We start from the raw sequence: 17,807 nt of genomic DNA, 5'->3' as shown, positions 1-17,807 counted from the left end.
GACCTTATCAGGTCAGGAAGGGTATAATGAATATAGATATTGCCAAAACACGGATTGGGGTTGTGGGAGCAGGCGCTTGGGGAACCGCCCTTGCAAAACTGCTGGCTGATAAAGGATTTCCCCTTGATCTCTGGGTGTTTGAGCCCGATGTGAAAGAGCAGATTGAACAAGAACGGGAAAATAAAATATTTCTTCCCGGGTTTGAACTGCCGGAGAATCTTGTCCCTTCCAATGACCTTGAAACAGTCGTGAAAAACAAGGAATTGGTCCTGGTGGTGGTCCCCTCCCATTGTATGCGAAATGTTTCGCTGGAAATGAAAGAATTTATAAGCCCGGACACCATCGTTGTAACTGCCTCCAAAGGTATTGAAAATGTAAGTCATCAGACCATGACAGACATTCTATCCGAAAACATTGATTTTATCCCCGAGGAAAATTTTGCGGTTCTGTCCGGCCCCAGTTTTGCCAAGGAAGTGGCTGCAAAGGTTCCAACGGTTGTGGCGGCGGCTTCCAAAAACCGTGGGGTGGCCGAATATGTCCAGGCAGTATTTTCCTGTCCCACCTTTAGGGTCTATGTCAATGATGACCCCGTGGGAACCCAGATCGGGGGGGCCGTGAAAAATGTAGTGGCCATTGCCGCAGGTATTTGCGATGGCATGAAGATGGGACTGAACCCCCGGGCGGCATTGATCACCCGTGGATTGACAGAGATGAATCGTTTGGGCAGTAAAATGGGGGCGGATCCGTTAACCTTGTCGGGCCTTGCAGGTGTGGGGGATCTTTTGCTGACCTGTACCGGTGATTTGAGCCGGAACTATACCGTTGGCAAGCAGATTGGACAAGGGAAAAAACTGGATGATATCATTTCTGAAATGAGAATGGTGGCAGAAGGGGTGAAAACTACCCGGTCCGTATACAATTTGTCTAAAAAACTGGGGGTGGACCTTCCCATCTGCAATGAGGTGTATGCGGTCCTGTTTGAAGGAAGAGCTGTGGATGAGACCGTGGCGCGGTTAATGAACCGGTCTTTGAAGCATGAACTGGACGGGGTTCTCTGACCTGCTATGTTTTTTTATTAGCGGGTCTATTGTTTTAACGGGCCTTATGTTTTAACGACTTTTTGTTTTTAAAACAGGCCCGTTGACTTTTTGGCTTACCAGACTTCTGGATAGGCAACATCCACAAAACTATTTTCCATCTTAAATTTATGGTCCCGTTCCATGGAGGCAAGGTCCAGGAATACCTTCTTTAATTGTGGGTCATCACAATTGTCTGCAAGGACTGTGTATTTTTTCATGGCAAGCTCTTCATTCTTCATGGCAATGCCAATGGCACTCTTAAGATCCATATCGTCATTTACTTCAGGCATTTCAATGGTTTCAGACACCTTAAAATCTTTTTCAAAATTAAAAAAAGAGGTGTCCATTTTTTTTTTGTTTAAAATGGCGGTCAGGATTTTTTCATGTTTTGCTTCTTCTCGGGCAAATTTTTCAAACAATTCAGTGAGAAAGGTGTCCTTGATTCTTAAGGCAACCTTCGTATAAAATTCTTTTGCCTCAATTTCGCCTTTAATCGCATCTGAAATTACCTGTTTGTAGCGTTCCAAATCCATGATAGCCTCCATATGGTTTTAAGCGGTTAAAAAGTCACTACCATTCCCCTTGTCTTCGAAGAAGTCGCCATGATTTATCCCTGGTTCATAATAGACCATAATGGAAATGACCGCAAGAAAAACCCATGGTAGAAATCATTGATCCACAGGTGTCATTTTTTTGCCCCAGGGATCGAAAAAATCTGCTATAGACGGCTATTCTTCCTTGAGGGACTCATTCTCTTCTTCTATTACTGGATTTTTTTGTTTTTCCAGTTTGCGCTGTTTCTTTTCTTCTTTTTTCTTCTTTTTTGCTAATTCTTTCTGCCGTTTTTCAAATGAATAGTTTGGTTTGAACAAGATAAATTTCCTTTGAATGTTGTGGGTTGGCCGCAAAACGTCTGCGATAAAAAAAAGACCCCGCAGCGTTGCGGGGTCTTTTCAATGCTTAATACCAGTGTTTATAACTGTCTAACATTCTCAGCTGCCGGTCCTTTGGGACCGTCGACAACATCAAATGTTACCCGTGCACCTTCAGCCAGGGATTTGAATCCTTCTGCCTGAATTGCTGAATGATGAACAAATAAATCCTTGCCACCATCCTGCTCGATAAAACCAAAACCTTTTGAATCATTAAACCATTTTACTGTACCTTCAGCCATGTTGTAATACTCCTTTGCGATGGGTTCCTATCGGAACCGCTGTTTATATAGCCGAGGTATCATGTGATACGTCGACTGGACGTCTGGGTGTCCAGACAAAATCGGTTATTGTTGTGCGCCCTGGCTCCTGCTTCTGCTGTTTCTGCCGCTGGAAGCCAGGGAAAAAACACCGCTACCGCCGCTGTGCTGGCTTCTTCTTCGTCCGGTCACTGCAGGTTTCTTTCTTCTTGGTTGCCGCGGAGCGCGTTCTTTTTTCTCTTCAATCAGATCTTCTCTCGGATCATAGTCAAAACCAGGGGCTGTTTCCCTGACCATCTTTTTACCCAAGGTGCGCTCAATGATAGAAATCATTTTATCGTCTTCCCGGCCTGCAAAGATGAGTGCCTCACCGGTACACGCTGCCCGGCCCGTACGTCCGGTGCGGTGGGTATAGGCTTCAGCAGTATCTGGTACATCATAGTTGATCACATGTGAAATTCCCTGAACATCAATGCCCCTGGCGGCTATGTCCGTGGCAACCAGAATTTTGAAGGTGCCGTCTTTAAACCCGTTCAGCGCCTGTTGGCGTTTTTGCTGGGAAAGATTGCCCTGGATGGATGCCGCACTAAAGCCTGCTTTTTGCAAGAGCAGGGCCAGACTTTTTGCCTTGTGTTTGGTGCGGGTGAAGACCAAGGTGCTTGACATCTCTTTTTCCTGGATGATGCTCTTGAGTAAAGAGGTCTTTCTGGCTTTTGCCACCTGGAAAAGGACATGGGAGATTGAAAGTACCGGTTGGGTGTGGTTGATTTGAATGGTTACCGGATTTGTTAATATGTTTTCCGCCAAATGGCGGATTTCCCTGGGCATGGTGGCGGAAAAAACCAGGGACTGGCGTTTTGTGGGCAGCTGCTTGATGATCCTGCGGATGTCGGGCAAAAATCCCTTGTCAAACATGTGGTCGGCTTCATCAAGAACCAGTGCTTCAACCGCGCTCAGGGAAAAGGCCCTGTCATTCAAGAGGTCAAGCAGCCGGCCGGGGCAGGCAACGATAATCTCCACCCCATTTCGGATGGCTTTGACCTGGGGATGCTTGCCCACGCCGCCATAAATGGAAATACTGCGCAGGCCGGTCTGTTTTGCCATCTTGTCGATGTCGTCATGGATCTGTTCGGCCAATTCCCTGGTGGGCGCTACAATTAAAGCCCTTACTCGTTTGCGGGGACCGTCCAGGAGCCGCTGGAGCAGGGGTAGAACAAAGGCTGCGGTCTTTCCTGTGCCGGTCTGGGCAAGGCCCAGAATATCCCGACCTTCAAGGATCGAGGGAATGGCTTGTTTCTGAATGGGGGTGGGGGTGGTAAACCCGCAGGCGTCAATGCCGGCGGTTATTTTGGGGTTAAACTTAAACTCTTTAAAACTCATTAATACTCCTGTGTATTACGTAATGACCGGCCAGAGCGTGTCCCTGGTTTCCGATCTGCGGCGTCATTAACATCCGCTGGTAATTTTTTTATTTGTTTGATGAAATGGTTGAACAGGTTATGTTGAAGGCATCAGGGGCAATCGGCGGGTTATGGTCCGTGAAAATCTCTGTTGCAGTGCGGTAAATCTTTATGACATACAGTGTCATCTGGCTTCTCCTGTTTAATGAATCAGCAGAAACTTCGACCGCAACGAACGATGCTGTAAAAACAACGAGGTTAACGAGGACAACCTTGAAGGAAAATTTGATTCTACTTTTTGTAAAGTTAGCCTATAGCTTACACCATTGACCACAGATTGCAAGGAAAATAAATAATAGGGAAGAATCATTAATAAATATGACTTGTTGCCATGGATACAGGGGCCTGTATTTTTTATTATCCGCCTATAAATGGCACTATAATTGCTTACTATGGTTGAGGATAATAAATGGAAACAAAATAAATATCAGGAGGAGACAATGCCGTATCAGCTATTCAGTGCAACAGGTTGTGTGCGTTGCAAAATGGTTAAATCTTTTATGGATGAAAAAAAAATTACATATGAAGAATATGATATAAAATCAGAAGGGAAGGACAAATTTAAATCATTTTACAAAAAAAATCGTCCCGATATTTTCAGGGGAAAGCAAGGGATTGAATTCCCCATCCTCTATGATGGAGGAAAAATTCTTCAGGGAGTTGGGCCCATCCTTGCGTTTCTTTTAACAGGCGATAATCTTAATGATTTTGTAAAAAGAAGCGATTTAACACACGGCTGGATTAGCGGGTTGAATATTTGTACAAAGGGCCTGCAGGATGAGGAAAATTTTTTATACCTTCTTCAATTTCTTAAACAACAGGGATTGATGATTCAAATGGAAGCAGATGGGCAGAACCCAAAATTATTAGAAGCTTTATTAAAGGGCAGACTGATAGATCGTCTGATTTTTTATCTGCGTGGCACTGCTGATTTTTATAAATCTGTAACAGGGATGTCACTTACTGAGGAGGATCTTTTTCAAAGTCTTTCATTAATAGATTCATCCGTTGAATACAAAATTATCCTGCCGGTGTCTGTTTTTTATGGAAAAAATGGTGACCTCCGTTTTCTTACCCCTGAAGAAGCATCCCAGGCTGCCGAACTTGTAAAAAAAGCAACCGGCAGTACAAACCATCCTTTTTTTATAGCGCCTGTTAATCCACTTGCTGAGCTAAGTATTGAGCCGTTACCGGCGTCAGCATTTTTTAAATACAGAACTCTTTGCAGGAGATACATGGTTTCATGTGAGATAGAGACGTAAAATCCACTATTTTTCTTCTGATAACTCAACGTCAATACAAAAAATTATATTGACTTTGAGTTACATAAATTAACCTATTGTTAGGTTAATTCTTCGCTGTCTTCTGCCACACACAAAGCGACATCGCCTTGATAAGGAAGGGTTCCTGCGACTTTGGTAATATTTTTACATCCTGCTGCGCCTGCACCAGGCATACGATACGTTGTTACGTCAACAGGTTTTACCTGTGTTTCAACAGGTTTCTTTAATTGTGGAACCCATTCATAGGGAACTCTGTAAGCTCTGTATATCATATTCATTTTAAGATGTTGACCCCAATGGGGGCTGATGTATTCCCAAACAATTTCATGATCAGCTGTTACTTCGATAACTCTTCCACCTGAACCTTCTGTAATCAGGGTATTACCGTTGGGCAATCGCTGCTGTCCACTGATAAATGGGCTGTAAAACCGGTTTGCATCAGGTGGATGAACCAGGCCGGCTTCTTCGGGGGTGTATTGCCAAACAATTTTTAGGGTTGTCGGATCAATTTCAAGAACCCTTGAAAAATCCCGAATGGCATTTTTTATTCCGGTAGGAGATCCGGGATTTGGAACTCCATACCCTGCCCATCCGCCATTATCAAATATCAGAATATTGCCTTCCCCCGGCAGCCCTTTTGGAATCATGTGGACATGGTGATGCCCGATTATCCAGCCTAATTCCTTGTGCGCCTGATCTAAATCATAATAGGGTCCTACTTTCCATACGATTTTCCCGGTTTTTTTATCGGTAATCCCCATGATATTTGATTCTCTTGAACTCCAGATAATATTATCCGGATGGAATCTTTGGTCGCCTTTCTCATACCATTTATTAGGCCCCAGCAAAGACATTGAATTAATATGCATCCAGTCTCCCATCCCGCCACCAGCGCTTCTCATATTAGGATTGCGAAACAAAATATTTTTAGCTGCTTCATCAAAGCCAAGCTCATCAAAATGCTCATTTACAGACCATTCCCAGATAATATCTCCATTCCAGTTTACTTCAATAAAAACATCATCCAGTAGCAGCTTATCCGATATGTTTGAATTTTTGATATTTTTATGGCATAGAATAAGTGTGTTCCCTTTATCTGTTTCAGGGGGCATGTCGGGTACAAAATACCCAACCGGGTTTCCTTCTCTTTGGTAATCATGATGTTGCCTTGCCATCCACTGGGGTTCCTCTCCGGGATCTTCAATGTATTCATGCTGGTTAAATTTCCAGACTACATTACCTTCCCAGTCCACCTGCACGAGATCTGTCATGTCCTGCATACCGTATTTAGTGCTTCTTTCTCCAAGATGCCCTAAAACATATCCGCCCGGTAAAATTTTATGTGGAAAACCATGCAATCCTTCCCATAATTTAACTTCTTTTCCATTCATGTCTATTAATAAGGCACCCTTTTCCCTTGCAGTATAAATGGTATAACCACTCCAGCATTTATCAGGGTTATAAATTGTTGTTCCTGTCGGGTATACACTTGGATATGTCATTTGTAATTTCCTCCTAAAATAACTTTTTTAATTTAAAACAAAATATCGGGTAGAAATGTTGCAATTGATGGAAATAGAATAAGAATTGCAACGCAGATAATCATGCAGATAAAAAACGGGATGACCCCTTTAAAAATTTGTACCATTGGAATATCTTCAGCAACACTGCTTAACGCAAAAACATTTACGCCAATGGGAGGGGTGATCTGCCCCATCTCCATAACAATTACAGTAATTACACCAAACCAGATTGGATCAAATCCCAATGCCAGTATAGATGGGTAAATGGCTGGTAATGTAAGAAGAATCATGGGTATCACATTCATCAAACATCCCAGTACAATAAAAAGTATCAGTACATTGATAAGTATAACAAATCGTCCGCATGGCAATTGTGTCACAAAATCAGACAGTATAAACGGCAGTCTTGTGGCAGCAAGAAAATACCCTAAAATCCCCACGCCAATAAGAATCATTAAAAGTTTTGTGGTCAATTTTGCAGTTTCATGAAATGCCTTGATAAGATTTTCCCATGAAATACGACGTCTTGCCAGCGCATATAAGAATGCTCCCATAACACCGATTCCTCCGCCTTCGGTCGGGCTGAAAATGCCGCCAATGATTCCGCCAAGGATTACAATAAATAGCATAAGCATGGGAACAATTCCTTTTAAAGAGATCAGTTTTTCTTTAAAAGAGGCACTGTCTCCCCTGGGTGCCAAATCTGGTTTTATTTTAGCCATTAAATAAATACAAACCATGAACATTGCTGCCAGTAAAAAACCCGGTAAGATACCGGCTATAAAAAGTTTTCCAACGGACTCTTCAGTTATGATTGCGTAAAAAATAAACCCTACACTGGGGGGGATCAAAATTCCCAGAGTGCCTCCTGCTGCCAGACAGCCTGTTGCCAGGCTTCCTTTATAGTTTCTTTTTTTCATTTCAGGAAGCGATACAGCTCCCATGGTGACAGCAGTAGACATGCTGTCACCACAGACTGCTGCAAACCCTGCGCATCCTGCAACCGAAGCCATTCCCAGGCCACCGGGCAATTGCCCCAACCACTTATTGGCAGCATCAAAAAGGTCCTGACTGATCCCTGAATGAAAAGCCAGTTCTCCCATTAGAATAAATAAAGGGACAACTGCAAGGATAAAGGATGCTGTGGTATGATAAGGGGCAATGCCCAGAATGCTCAAAGGAGCTGTTAAACGGTGACTTATTAATACCATTCCTAAAAAACCGGTCAGGGCCATGGCCATTCCAATTGGCATATTTAAAAATAACAATACCATCAATAATCCAAAGCCTGCCAATCCTAAATAAAGACCGTTTGGCAGCTCTGACAGTACATTTTTTAATATAAATGGCGATGTCATTGTCAATATTGCCAGACCGAAAACCATAAACAGCCATGACCAGTGGCAGGTTTTCCGTACATTTGAAATTGATTGCAAAAAATCAATAAAAAGTACAACTATCAATAGCAGAATACCCAATGCAGCCACACCAAGAAAAATAGAGATTGGAATATTAAGAGAAAAGCTTACTTCTCCCATTTTTTTTTGAACCTGTAGGATTATCTGCCATTCCATCAATGAAAATAAAATAAATAATACCAAATTATTAAAGCAGGTCACTAAATCCTGAATCCATTCGGGAAAACGTGAAAAAAGCAGATCGATACTCACATGTTCTTTTTGGGACTGAAGATGGGAAAGACTCAAAAATACGATAAAAATCATCATAAATTCTTCAATTTCAATCACACCGGGAATAGATTTGTTCAAAACCATTCGTGACAGTACATCACAAAATATAGGAATAGACATAAATCCAACAATATATGCACTTACCGAATGGAATTTCTGGGCAACCGGCATAACTTTTTGATTCAAATTATTGATGAATGAATCGAGTCTGTTTTTTTCCATTATTTTGCCTCTTTAATATAAATCTATATATTATTCTGCGAAACCTCTTCCTGTTGTCTTGTCATATTCCTTCCCAAGTTTAACCGCTTCATTTAAGATTAACCTGGCATTTTTATATCCTTTTTTTTTCATTTTTTTGACCCAAACTTCACGCATGTTCTGAAGTTTGGAAAACCATTCAACTTTTTCATTTTCCGGTACAACATAGAACTTGTGTCCAAGTGATTTCATCCACAGAGCATCTCTTCTTGCGCCATCATCGAGGGTTTTTCCGCTCTTACGAGCAAGCCTGACACCAGTGGTATCAGTCAAAATTTTTTGCAAATCAGCTGGCAGTTCATCCCACAATTGCCGATTCATCCCTGCCCAAAAGGGACCAACATTGATATCAATAATGGTATGATATTTTACAGCGTCACTAATTTTATATGATCTTACAGGTGCAAGTGGACAAAGCACACCATCCGCCATGCCTCTCTGGAGTGCAAGATAGGTGTCTGTGGGGCTGATTTGCAATGGACTGGCACCCAATGCTGTCAACATATTGAGTAGTTTAGGACTCCACCCGATAATTTTCATTCCTTTGAGGTCATTTATATTTTTAACCATCTTTTTGGATGTATGAATCTGATAGGTCGCACTGGCCCATTGCCACAAAATTTTAATGTCCTTATATTCGTTTTGCCAACCTTGAAATTTGTTATATAAGGCCCATGTAACCAAGCTCCCTGATTCCGCACTTGAAACGATCATGGGCAGTTCCATTAACTCGTTTAAAGGAAATTTACCGGGGTTTCGTCCACAGTATTGACCTGCGATATCAACAACGCCATTAACGGTAGAATCAAAATTATTTATTGCGGGGCACAAGGTGTTAGGATTAAAATAAGTCAACTTTATCCTTCCTTTACTGAGAGCTTCAACTTCCTTTGTCCAGGGAATAAAGGCATTTTTAACAGTTGGGTGTTTGTCCATATAAATCGTTGTGAAGGTTAATTTATATTTTTTGCTTTTTGCAAAAACACACGGGCTAAAAAGAATAATAGATAAAAAAAGTGAAACCGTAATGATGGCTATATTTTTTGCTGTTGTTTTCCTCATGTGTTTCCTCCTAAAAATACAATTTTAATCTCCACGCCATATATTTATATTCTAAAATAAATAGTCACATAATATGCCAAACAGCATTAAACATGCCAGTCAATGGATTCCCTTATCAAACAGAAACTCTCTGTTCCCCGTCCATATTTGCAGCGGCTGGCACCACAAATATTGAAGGATAAAATTTATTATGCTGCTGTCAACATTATTTTCAATATGAAAACAATGTTGACAGCACAGACAAATTTTAGAACAGAACACTTACCTGGAAATGAGGTGCGAAATATTCGGGGACAAACCAAATTTGGGCAATCCCTGGCCGAGACACCATATCGGCTCGTAACGTATCGCGGATATCAACCGGGTTTTAAACGCTTGGCTTCGATTCTTAGTTCCTGTTTCCTTTCTTTATTGTCACGAGGATTCATGTCAATTATTGGGATGTGCCCCAAGGATCGGCTGTGGTGTTTTATAATTGGAGAATCATATGCAGAATCCATCAAATCATATAAATTGCTTACCTGCTGATGGTTAGTTCTGCCAAGGGTAGTGCGACTTCTTTTCTCCTATTTTTGTAAAAGGCTTTGTTGTTTTTACTTTTTATTGACGTTTATGGGATTTATCTTTATAGTAATAAAAATCATAGTAATAGTAACAAAAATCATATCGCTTTTTTGAAGTCATTGAATAACCAAAACTCATTTGGAGATCTTGAATGACAGACCATCAGATAAGTATAGTGAACAGGATTCTTGAACTCAAATCCTTGATCGGACAGTCCATTATCGGACAGGAACAAGTGGTGGAAAGAATTTTGATTGGGCTCCTTGCTGGGGGAAATATTCTTTTGGAAGGGCTTCCCGGTCTTGCAAAGACCCGTGCGGTAAAAGCCCTTGCCAAAAATATCAATGCGGGACTCAGCCGTATTCAGTTCACTCCGGATCTTTTGCCCTCGGATATTACGGGAACGGAGATTTTTTACAGTTCCGGAGACAAAGAGACCTTTACCTTTCAACCCGGCCCTATATTTAACAACCTTATCCTTGCCGATGAGATCAACCGGGCACCGGCCAAGGTTCAGGCCGCGCTTCTTGAAGCCATGGAAGAAAAACAGGTAACGGTTGCCGGAAAAACACGGAAAATGCCGGAACTTTTTATGGTGTTGGCCACCCAGAATCCGATTGAACAGGAAGGCACCTATCCGCTTCCCGAGGCCCAGATGGACCGGTTTTTAATGCATGTCACCATGGATTATCCCCGAGACGAAGAGGAACTTGCAATTATTCGTCTTGTCCGGGGAGAAGAAAGGGATAAACAAGAGAAACAGCATGCCGGCCCTGTTGAACAGGCGGTTATTTTTCAGGCAAGGGATGAAATCGGAAAACTTCATATTTCTGAAAACATGGAAAAATATATCGTTGCCATCATCAGTGCGACTCGGAATCCGGGAAAATACAGCAAAGATCTTGAGCGCTGGATTGAGGTGGGAGCAAGTCCCAGGGGATCTCTTGCCCTTGATAAAGTTTCAAGAGCCCATGCCTGGCTTGCCGGACAAGACATGGTGACCCCGGACAATGTCAGGGCCATTGCCCATGACTGCCTTCGTCACAGGCTTATTTTGACATACGAGGCCACGGCAGAAGGGGTTGATCAGGACCAGGTCATCACTGAGATACTCAAGCTTGTTGCAGCGGTTTGACAGGCATAAATAACTTCAAATTTTCTTAAACGGATTATCGTCTATGGAACAAGACCAAACGACACCCGGTGTCTATGCCAGCCTTGAAGAGCTGATCCAGATGAAGTTTCAGGCAAAAGGGTTCAGCTTCCTTTCAAATCAGCCGGTTCAAAGTCTCTTATCCGGGCGGCATGCCTCGCGATTGAGAGGCCGGGGTCTTGATTTTGAAGAACTTCGTCATTACCTGCCGGGAGATGATACAAGAACCATTGACTGGAAAGCTTCAAGGCGAACGGGCAAGCCCCAGGTCCGGGTTTACAGCGAGGAAAAAGAGCGGCCCTGCATGCTTGTTTTAGACCAGCGCCTTTCCATGTTTTTCGGGTCAAAGGTGAATATGAAATCCGTGATCGGTGCAAAATTAGCGGCTCTGGCTGCCTGGCAAATGGTGAAGTCCCAGGATCGGGCCGGGTGTGTGGTGTTCAATGATGCAAAGCTCATTCATGTTAAGCCCAGGCGAAGTCAGAAAACGGTTTTACACATCCTCAAGACCATCTCTGCTTTGAACCATGAACTGGGTGCTGACAGGGGAATCGTCACGGACAGCGGTATGCTGGACAAAGCTTTGGATACCGTGAATAGGCGAGCCCCCCACGACCACATCATCGCTGTAATCAGCGATTTTAACGGATTGACGGATGAAACCCATCGCCAGGTTCGACTGCTTTCCAGGCACAATGATGTGATCGTGTTTTTCATTTATGACCCCAGGGCAAAAAAACTGCCGGACAAGGGGAATATTGTCATCAGTGATGGAGAACGGCAGATCATGATGGATTTAGGGCAGGACAGTATCCAGAAAAGAGGCCCACAGATCCTGGTGTCCCGGTATGAAAATTTGCTGGAAAGGCTGTCTGGTTATGGGGTACCGGTACTGCCAGTGGATACAGTCCAGGATGTAGCAGAGCAGATCCGTATGCTGCTGGGAAAAAAGAAAGTCGAATTATGAGCACCCCCATAAACCTCACCGGAAACCTTTCGGAGCTTCAAGATATCATTGTTCCTGATTCCATTGGTTTCTTTCCGCCTGCCCCGGCATGGGGTGCAGCAGCATTTCTCCTGGCATTCTTTTTGATCCGCCAGGGTTACCGGTTGTTTTGGGCATACCAGGCGAACCGATACCGGCGGGAGGCACAAAAGCGGCTGGACCGGCTTGAAAAAATCATCCTGACGGATAGCGATCCTGGACAGCGAAGAAGGGCAGCCATGACACTGCCCGAACTGTTAAAACAGACCGCTATCTCAGCCTACAGCCGGGAAACGGTGGCGGCCCTGAGCCAGGACAGGTGGCTTGAATTCTTGAATGAACACGGTAGAACGACCGATTTTTCAGGTGACCCCGGCCGTCTTTTGCTGGTTTGCGCGTATGAAACCCCGGACCGGATCAGTGCGGTTTCCCAAAGTGACTTTATGGCACTGATAATAGCCATTGGCAAATGGATAAAAAAACATAAAACGGAGCAGGAATAGAAAGACCATGATTGCCTTTAACACCATATGGATGTTTATCCTGGTTCCCCTCCCCTTTATCATACCGATCCTTTTCCCGGCCTACAAAGAATCGAGGAAAGCCATTTTAACCCCGTTTTTTGACCAGATGGCACAGATGGCCGGATTGTCACCTGAACGAGGATCTGCTGTTCAGACAAAAGAAAAACACCAGATGATCCTGATTATTATCTGCTGGCTGCTGATCATCACCGCCCTTGCACGACCCCAGTGGATCTCGCCTCCCATTGTCAAAGACCTGCCGTCAAGAGACCTTCTGGTGGCAGTGGACCTTTCCGGGTCCATGGGTGCCAAAGATTTTACAGATAAAAATGGGAACAAGGTCGATCGCTTGACAGCCGTAAAAGAAGTGCTGGATGATTTTTTTACCCTTCGCGAACGAGATCGGGTGGGGTTGATTTTTTTTGGCTCTGCTGCATTTGTTCAGGCACCCTTTACCGATGACCTGGATGCCTTGAGAGTCCTGCTGGATGAGGCCCAGGTTCAGATGGCCGGTCCCCGGACCATGCTCGGAGATGCCATTGGACTTTCCATTCCCCTGTTTAAAAAAAGTCAGATGGAAGAAAAGGTATTGATCCTTTTAACGGACGGCAATGATACCGGTAGTCTGGTGCCTCCGGAAAAGGCGGCGGCCATTGCAAAGGACAACGGGATCACCATTTATACGATAGCCATAGGCGATCCGACGGCCGTGGGTGAAGAAAAACTGGATGAAGTCACCTTAAGATCCATTGCGAAAAAAACCGGCGGGGAATACTTTTGGGCTGGCAACCGAAAAGAACTCGAACAGATATACACCCGGCTGGACCAGCTGACCACCCTGAAAAATCAGACCATCAGCTATCGTCCCAAGCAGGACCTTTTTTTCTGGCCCCTGGCCGCCATGTTCCTGCTTTCCTTTGCCTATAACCTCTTCCGCGTTTTAAAAGGGAGGGGCCATGACCCTGCTGCTGAATAATTTTCATTTTTTGCGCCCCCTGTGGTGGATCGCCCTGATTCCGGCAATCCTGGTCCTGTATGCCATGCAAAGGAAAAAGGATCGGGCTGCCTACAAACAGATCATCGCGCCGCATCTGCTCGTCCATCTGATTGTGGGAGAAGACCGCAAAAATCGCTTTCACCCCCTGATGATTTTGTCTGCTGTATGGTTTTTCGCTATTGCTGCCCTGGCGGGTCCTGCATTTCAGATGGAACCGTCTCCCTTTTCCGAGGATACAGCAGCCATGATGATTGCCTTAAAAGTGACCGATTCCATGCTGTTAACAGACGTTCAGCCATCTCGGCTGACCCGGGCTGTTCAGAAAATAAAAGACCTGTTGGAGCTGAGACCGGGTGCAAAAACAGGTCTTGTGGCCTTTAGCGGCAGTGCCCATCTGGCAATGCCGCTGACCACTGACCCTGCTATCATCACCACCTTTGCAGGAGAATTGACACCTGAGATCATGCCCCAGAAAGGTGATGATATTGTCAGGGCGCTGGAACTTTGTGACCAGTGGCTTGAAAAATCTAATAGTATCGGTTCCATTCTCCTGATTTTAGATGATATCTCTCCGAACCAGGCAGACCTTTTAAAAGCCTACCGCAGTCAGTCAAATACAGCTGTCCATATTTTTGCCGTGGCCGGTGCCCAAGAGGGGCAATTGAATCCAGGGAACCTGAAAAAGGCGGTCAGTGCCCTGAACGCCTCTTTAACCGTTGTCACGGCAAATGACAATGATGTCAAACAGCTGGCCTCAAACATTCAGGTTCATTTTTCAGCTGCTTTAGCGGAGAATGAGAGCAGCCGTTGGAAAGACGCCGGATATTTCCTGGTGCCCCTGATTGCACTGCTCGGGCTTTTCTGGTTTCGTCAGGGATGGATTATACAATGGGAGTAGACACGTGATAAACAACCTGGGCCGTGCTAAATATATGATGAAATCCTATAGCCTTGTGCTGGTATTGAGCCTTTCCGCCGTCTGGATCTTATATGCCTATCTCTCTTTGCCCGTTGACAGTTCAGGAAGGCGATCATTTTTGTCCCTTATCCTGACCGCTGACCAGCAGGGGCAGTGGTACATGAAACAAAAGGCCTACCCAAAAGCCGTCACGGCATTCACGAATTCAGGATTAAAAGCCGCCGCACTATACAGGGACGGAAAGTTTAAAGATGCTGCGACCTTGTTTTCCAGAAACGCATCCGCTATTTCTATTTTTAACCAGGGGACCGCCTTTATCATGGCAGGACTTTATGATGATGCCATAAAAAGCCTTGAGCAGGCACTTCAAGCTGATCCTGGTCTGGAACCTGCCCGGATAAATCTTGAAATTGCAAAAATCAGAAAAGAAAAAAATTTGCCGCCCGAAGATGATAACGGGGGAACAGGTGGGATGCTTGCGGCGGATGAAATTGTTTTCAGCGATAGAAAACCATCGCCCAATCAAGATCAAACTGAACAGATTGATAGCGGGATACCCATGAGTGACGCCCAGATGCGCTCTCTTTGGCTCAGACGGCTTGAATCCAGTCCCAAAGATTTCTTAAGGGTCAAATTTGCCTATCAGAACGCCACACAAAAGAATCAGGGGAAAAAATAAACATGCGAAAAAAAACAGATATCCATTGTTTTGTGATGACCTTGATCTGTTGTTTTTCATGGCTGTTTACCCCTGTCTGTTTTGCAGAGCAAAAAAATGCCTTTATGCAAACCGATATCAAACAGGCAGAACCCTTGTATGCCGGCCAGCGAATCCCGTTTTATATTACTCTATACTCAAAAACACGGTTCACCGGCGTACCCCGGTTTGAACTGCCCCAGGTTTCCGGTCTCATTCTCATGGAAATAGAAGACCGGCCTGTTCTGGGCAGTTTACGAGAACAGGATATGGAATTTTTGACCAAAACCCATGAATTTGCCGTCTTTCCCCAGCAGGAAGGTCGGTTTTCAATCCCTTCCTTTACCGTATCCTTTGCCTATATGGATACCAGCACCAACAAGGCCGTTGAGGGCACCTATAAAACCAAAGAGATACAGATTAATGTGACCCGGCCTCCCGGAACAAAAGACATTACCCCCCTTATCGCCACCCGTGAATTTACCGTTAAGGCCCAATGGGACCCGAAACCTGAAAATCCCAGGGTCGGGGATGCCTTCAAACAGACCATTACCCGTACAGCCAGGGATATTCCTGCCATGGTATTTTTGCCGGTCAGCCCCGAAAAAATTAACGGACTTGGGATTTATGAAAATCCGTCTTCGGTTGATGACCGCATGGAACGAGGCGAATTTTCAGGAAAACTCAGGGAAATCATCACCTATGTCTGTGAACAGGAAGGTAAATACGAGATTCCGGAAATCGTTTTCTACTGGTTTGACCTTGAAAAAAAAGAATTAAGAACTGAACGCCTTGACCCGCTTGTACTGAACGTGTCTGCCAACCCCCAGTATACGAAAGCCGATCCGGCCATGGATAATCAGTTAAAAATATTTGATTCGATTTCCCGACAAGCTGTTTTGTTGATCTTCATCGTTGTGCTGATGTGTTTTGGACTGTTCTGGATCAGGAAATCGATTCTGGGACGATATGCGCAATGGAATCAGCGTCGTGCCGTATCTGAAAAAAAATTTTTCAAAACCTTTGAAACAGCCTGCCGGTCAAACAATGATGAGAAAACCCTGCAAGCCCTTTTCGTTTGGATAAATCGACTGAGATCTGACACCCTGCCCTTATCGAATTCTTCTTGGTCAATAAGGAAGCGTTTCGCCACATTTCATGACCCTGACCTTCTGGTGGTATTTACCGCCCTTGAGCGGCAGGCCTATGGTGAACCGGGGGTGGAAAAGAACATAGACCCTGGACTGGCAGTCAAACTGCTGGATCTTGTCCGGCAGTACCGCAAATATTACTTGAAAAGCCGCGGCGAGGTAACAAAGCCCAACAGGCTTGAACCCTTGAACCCTTAATTGAAATGATGAAGCATATGTCTTTGGAAGACAGATCAAAAAATCACAAAGGAGACTAAAGATGTGGAACAACTCTGTCCGTTTATTAAAACCTAGAAATTCTGCCATAGTCATACTTGTTTTGACAGTTTTTCTTGTCCTGTCATGGGGAGGTGCTTCAAACAGTTTCGCAGGTCCGCCCACATCAGCGCCGAAGCTGGTTCTTCAGATCACCATTGACCAGATTCGGGGGGATTTTCCCTTTCGGTATTATGACCGGCTGCCCGAGGGCGGATTTAAATATTTGATTGAAAAGGGAACGGTTTACATGGATGCCCACCATGACCATGACCATGACCATGCAAATACAGAAACCATAGTGGGACACACCACCCTTGCCACCGGCGCCCATCCGTCAGCCCACGGCATGATTGCCAATGTCTGGCTGGACAGGAAAAAAGGACGGACCGTTTATAATATTGAAGATGACCGGTATGAACTGCTTTCTAAAGATGCCGATGTTGACAAAAAAAACGAGATTGACCCCACCCAGAAAAAAGCCGGCACCAGCGGTCGTTCCCCTTCAAACATAATGGTATCCACATTTTCTGATGAGCTTTCCATCCATACAGCCGGAGAATCAAAGGTATTTGGTGTTTCCGTAAAAGACAGGGGAGCTGTATCCATGGCAGGCCATTCTGGTAAGGCATTCTGGTTTTCAAAGTCCACCGGTGAATTTGTTACCAGTTCGTACTATTATGAAAAATACCCCGAATGGGTGAAATTTTGAATAATTTTAACCCCATGCGATCCGGCGATATTTATATTGTTTTTGAACCCCACTGGTTTATCAATGATTTTGACGGGCTGGAAGTCACCTGCACCCATGGTTCCCCCTGGCGATATGATACCTTTGTCCCCATTATGTTTGCAGGTGCTAGGATTCCACCAGCTCATATCTACCGCCGTGTGCATGCAATAGATATTGCCCCGACCCTTAGCCGGTATGTGGGCGCGAAACCTCCGTCAGGTTCTTCCGGGTATGTGCTGGAGGAGATTTTCAGCCAATAAACAGGTGTTTTTTAAAAA

At 44.5% G+C, this 17,807-nt stretch carries 18 protein-coding genes; 11 read left to right on the top strand and 7 right to left on the bottom strand.

Going from position 1 to position 17,807, the window contains the following annotated elements:
- The first annotated feature begins 32 nt into the window (after window positions 1-32).
- A complete protein-coding gene (locus tag ACZ45G_RS20010) occupies window positions 33-1,058 on the top strand; it encodes an NAD(P)H-dependent glycerol-3-phosphate dehydrogenase (protein WP_464179979.1) in 1,026 nt (341 codons plus the stop codon).
- A gap of 95 nt (window positions 1,059-1,153) precedes the next feature.
- Here the strand turns inward: ACZ45G_RS20010 and ACZ45G_RS20005 are convergent, their stop codons facing one another.
- From ACZ45G_RS20005 to ACZ45G_RS19990, 4 genes are all read right to left on the bottom strand, one after another.
- Complete coding sequence (locus ACZ45G_RS20005; RefSeq protein WP_464172265.1) at window positions 1,154-1,612, bottom strand: ferritin family protein; 459 nt, start codon at window positions 1,610-1,612, stop codon at window positions 1,154-1,156.
- A gap of 195 nt (window positions 1,613-1,807) precedes the next feature.
- Complete coding sequence (locus tag ACZ45G_RS20000) at window positions 1,808-1,951, bottom strand: hypothetical protein (protein WP_464172264.1); 144 nt, start codon at window positions 1,949-1,951, stop codon at window positions 1,808-1,810.
- 101 nt (window positions 1,952-2,052) lie between these two features.
- Window positions 2,053-2,253 carry a cold-shock protein gene (locus tag ACZ45G_RS19995; RefSeq protein ID WP_464172263.1) on the bottom strand — a complete coding sequence of 67 codons (201 nt, stop codon included), beginning with the start codon at window positions 2,251-2,253 and terminating at the stop codon, window positions 2,053-2,055.
- A 105-nt stretch (window positions 2,254-2,358) separates the two neighbouring features.
- On the bottom strand, window positions 2,359-3,651 hold the full coding sequence (locus ACZ45G_RS19990) for a DEAD/DEAH box helicase (RefSeq protein WP_464172262.1): 1,293 nt from the start codon (window positions 3,649-3,651) through the stop codon (window positions 2,359-2,361).
- Window positions 3,652-4,123: 472 nt separating this feature from the next.
- On the opposite strand from ACZ45G_RS19990, the gene ACZ45G_RS19985 reads away from it, so the two are divergent.
- A complete protein-coding gene (locus ACZ45G_RS19985) occupies window positions 4,124-4,993 on the top strand; it encodes a glutaredoxin family protein (protein ID WP_464172261.1) in 870 nt (289 codons plus the stop codon).
- Between the two features lie 80 nt (window positions 4,994-5,073).
- On the opposite strand, the gene ACZ45G_RS19980 is transcribed toward ACZ45G_RS19985, so the two are convergent.
- The 3 genes from ACZ45G_RS19980 to ACZ45G_RS19970 are packed head-to-tail and all read right to left on the bottom strand — an operon-like array spanning window position 5,074 to window position 9,551.
- A complete protein-coding gene (locus tag ACZ45G_RS19980; protein WP_464172260.1) occupies window positions 5,074-6,516 on the bottom strand; it encodes an aryl-sulfate sulfotransferase in 1,443 nt (480 codons plus the stop codon).
- Between the two features lie 32 nt (window positions 6,517-6,548).
- Window positions 6,549-8,450, bottom strand: a complete 1,902-nt coding sequence (locus ACZ45G_RS19975) for a TRAP transporter large permease (RefSeq protein WP_464172259.1) — start codon at window positions 8,448-8,450, stop codon at window positions 6,549-6,551.
- Window positions 8,451-8,480: 30 nt separating this feature from the next.
- Entirely contained in the window at window positions 8,481-9,551 is a 1,071-nt protein-coding gene (locus ACZ45G_RS19970) for a TRAP transporter substrate-binding protein (protein WP_464172258.1), read from the bottom strand.
- 715 nt (window positions 9,552-10,266) lie between these two features.
- Between ACZ45G_RS19970 and ACZ45G_RS19965 the strand changes: the two genes are divergently transcribed.
- The 9 genes from ACZ45G_RS19965 (at window position 10,267) to ACZ45G_RS19925 (ending at window position 17,789) form a co-directional block, all read left to right on the top strand.
- Window positions 10,267-11,250, top strand: coding sequence for an AAA family ATPase (locus tag ACZ45G_RS19965; RefSeq protein ID WP_464172257.1), 984 nt, complete (start codon window positions 10,267-10,269; stop codon window positions 11,248-11,250).
- Between the two features lie 43 nt (window positions 11,251-11,293).
- Window positions 11,294-12,235 (top strand): DUF58 domain-containing protein, encoded by a 942-nt coding sequence (locus ACZ45G_RS19960; RefSeq protein WP_464172256.1) that lies wholly within the window; start codon window positions 11,294-11,296, stop codon window positions 12,233-12,235.
- On the top strand, window positions 12,232-12,756 hold the full coding sequence (locus ACZ45G_RS19955; RefSeq protein WP_464172255.1) for a DUF4381 domain-containing protein: 525 nt from the start codon (window positions 12,232-12,234) through the stop codon (window positions 12,754-12,756). The genes ACZ45G_RS19960 and ACZ45G_RS19955 overlap by 4 nt, the downstream gene beginning before the upstream one ends.
- Before the next feature lie 7 nt (window positions 12,757-12,763).
- A complete protein-coding gene (locus ACZ45G_RS19950) occupies window positions 12,764-13,753 on the top strand; it encodes a VWA domain-containing protein (protein WP_464172254.1) in 990 nt (329 codons plus the stop codon).
- Window positions 13,734-14,672 (top strand): VWA domain-containing protein, encoded by a 939-nt coding sequence (locus tag ACZ45G_RS19945; RefSeq protein WP_464172253.1) that lies wholly within the window; start codon window positions 13,734-13,736, stop codon window positions 14,670-14,672. The genes ACZ45G_RS19950 and ACZ45G_RS19945 overlap by 20 nt, the downstream gene beginning before the upstream one ends.
- 4 nt (window positions 14,673-14,676) lie before the next feature.
- The gene (locus ACZ45G_RS19940; protein WP_464172252.1) at window positions 14,677-15,372 is read left to right on the top strand and encodes a hypothetical protein; all 696 of its coding nucleotides are present in this window, start codon (window positions 14,677-14,679) and stop codon (window positions 15,370-15,372) included.
- Between the two features lie 2 nt (window positions 15,373-15,374).
- Entirely contained in the window at window positions 15,375-16,739 is a 1,365-nt protein-coding gene (locus ACZ45G_RS19935) for a BatD family protein (RefSeq protein WP_464172251.1), read from the top strand.
- Between the two features lie 61 nt (window positions 16,740-16,800).
- Window positions 16,801-17,508, top strand: a complete 708-nt coding sequence (locus ACZ45G_RS19930) for an alkaline phosphatase family protein (protein WP_464172250.1) — start codon at window positions 16,801-16,803, stop codon at window positions 17,506-17,508.
- A complete protein-coding gene (locus tag ACZ45G_RS19925) occupies window positions 17,505-17,789 on the top strand; it encodes a hypothetical protein (RefSeq protein WP_464172249.1) in 285 nt (94 codons plus the stop codon). Before ACZ45G_RS19930 ends, ACZ45G_RS19925 begins: the two co-directional genes overlap by 4 nt.
- The last annotated feature ends 18 nt before the right edge of the window (window positions 17,790-17,807 follow it).

The organism is Desulfoconvexum algidum (genome assembly GCF_055382125.1).
Note: the sequence above shows the minus strand (reverse complement) of the source record. Positions and strands in the feature narration are given on the sequence as shown.

Excerpts from the sequence above, each read along its gene's own strand:
- ACZ45G_RS19930 (WP_464172250.1), top strand. The coding sequence starts at position 16,801 with ATGTGGAACAACTCTGTCCGTTTATTAAAACCTAGAAATTCTGCCATA.
- ACZ45G_RS19935 (WP_464172251.1), top strand. The coding sequence starts at position 15,375 with ATGCGAAAAAAAACAGATATCCATTGTTTTGTGATGACCTTGATCTGT.
- ACZ45G_RS19975 (WP_464172259.1), bottom strand. The coding sequence starts at position 8,450 with ATGGAAAAAAACAGACTCGATTCATTCATCAATAATTTGAATCAAAAA.
- ACZ45G_RS19985 (WP_464172261.1), top strand. The coding sequence starts at position 4,124 with ATGGTTGAGGATAATAAATGGAAACAAAATAAATATCAGGAGGAGACA.
- ACZ45G_RS19960 (WP_464172256.1), top strand. The coding sequence starts at position 11,294 with ATGGAACAAGACCAAACGACACCCGGTGTCTATGCCAGCCTTGAAGAG.
- ACZ45G_RS19990 (WP_464172262.1), bottom strand. The coding sequence starts at position 3,651 with ATGAGTTTTAAAGAGTTTAAGTTTAACCCCAAAATAACCGCCGGCATT.
- ACZ45G_RS19965 (WP_464172257.1), top strand. The coding sequence starts at position 10,267 with ATGACAGACCATCAGATAAGTATAGTGAACAGGATTCTTGAACTCAAA.
- ACZ45G_RS20005 (WP_464172265.1), bottom strand. The coding sequence starts at position 1,612 with ATGGATTTGGAACGCTACAAACAGGTAATTTCAGATGCGATTAAAGGC.
- ACZ45G_RS19945 (WP_464172253.1), top strand. The coding sequence starts at position 13,734 with ATGACCCTGCTGCTGAATAATTTTCATTTTTTGCGCCCCCTGTGGTGG.
- ACZ45G_RS19970 (WP_464172258.1), bottom strand. The coding sequence starts at position 9,551 with ATGAGGAAAACAACAGCAAAAAATATAGCCATCATTACGGTTTCACTT.
- ACZ45G_RS19995 (WP_464172263.1), bottom strand. The coding sequence starts at position 2,253 with ATGGCTGAAGGTACAGTAAAATGGTTTAATGATTCAAAAGGTTTTGGT.
- ACZ45G_RS19955 (WP_464172255.1), top strand. The coding sequence starts at position 12,232 with ATGAGCACCCCCATAAACCTCACCGGAAACCTTTCGGAGCTTCAAGAT.
- ACZ45G_RS19980 (WP_464172260.1), bottom strand. The coding sequence starts at position 6,516 with ATGACATATCCAAGTGTATACCCGACAGGAACAACAATTTATAACCCT.
- ACZ45G_RS19950 (WP_464172254.1), top strand. The coding sequence starts at position 12,764 with ATGATTGCCTTTAACACCATATGGATGTTTATCCTGGTTCCCCTCCCC.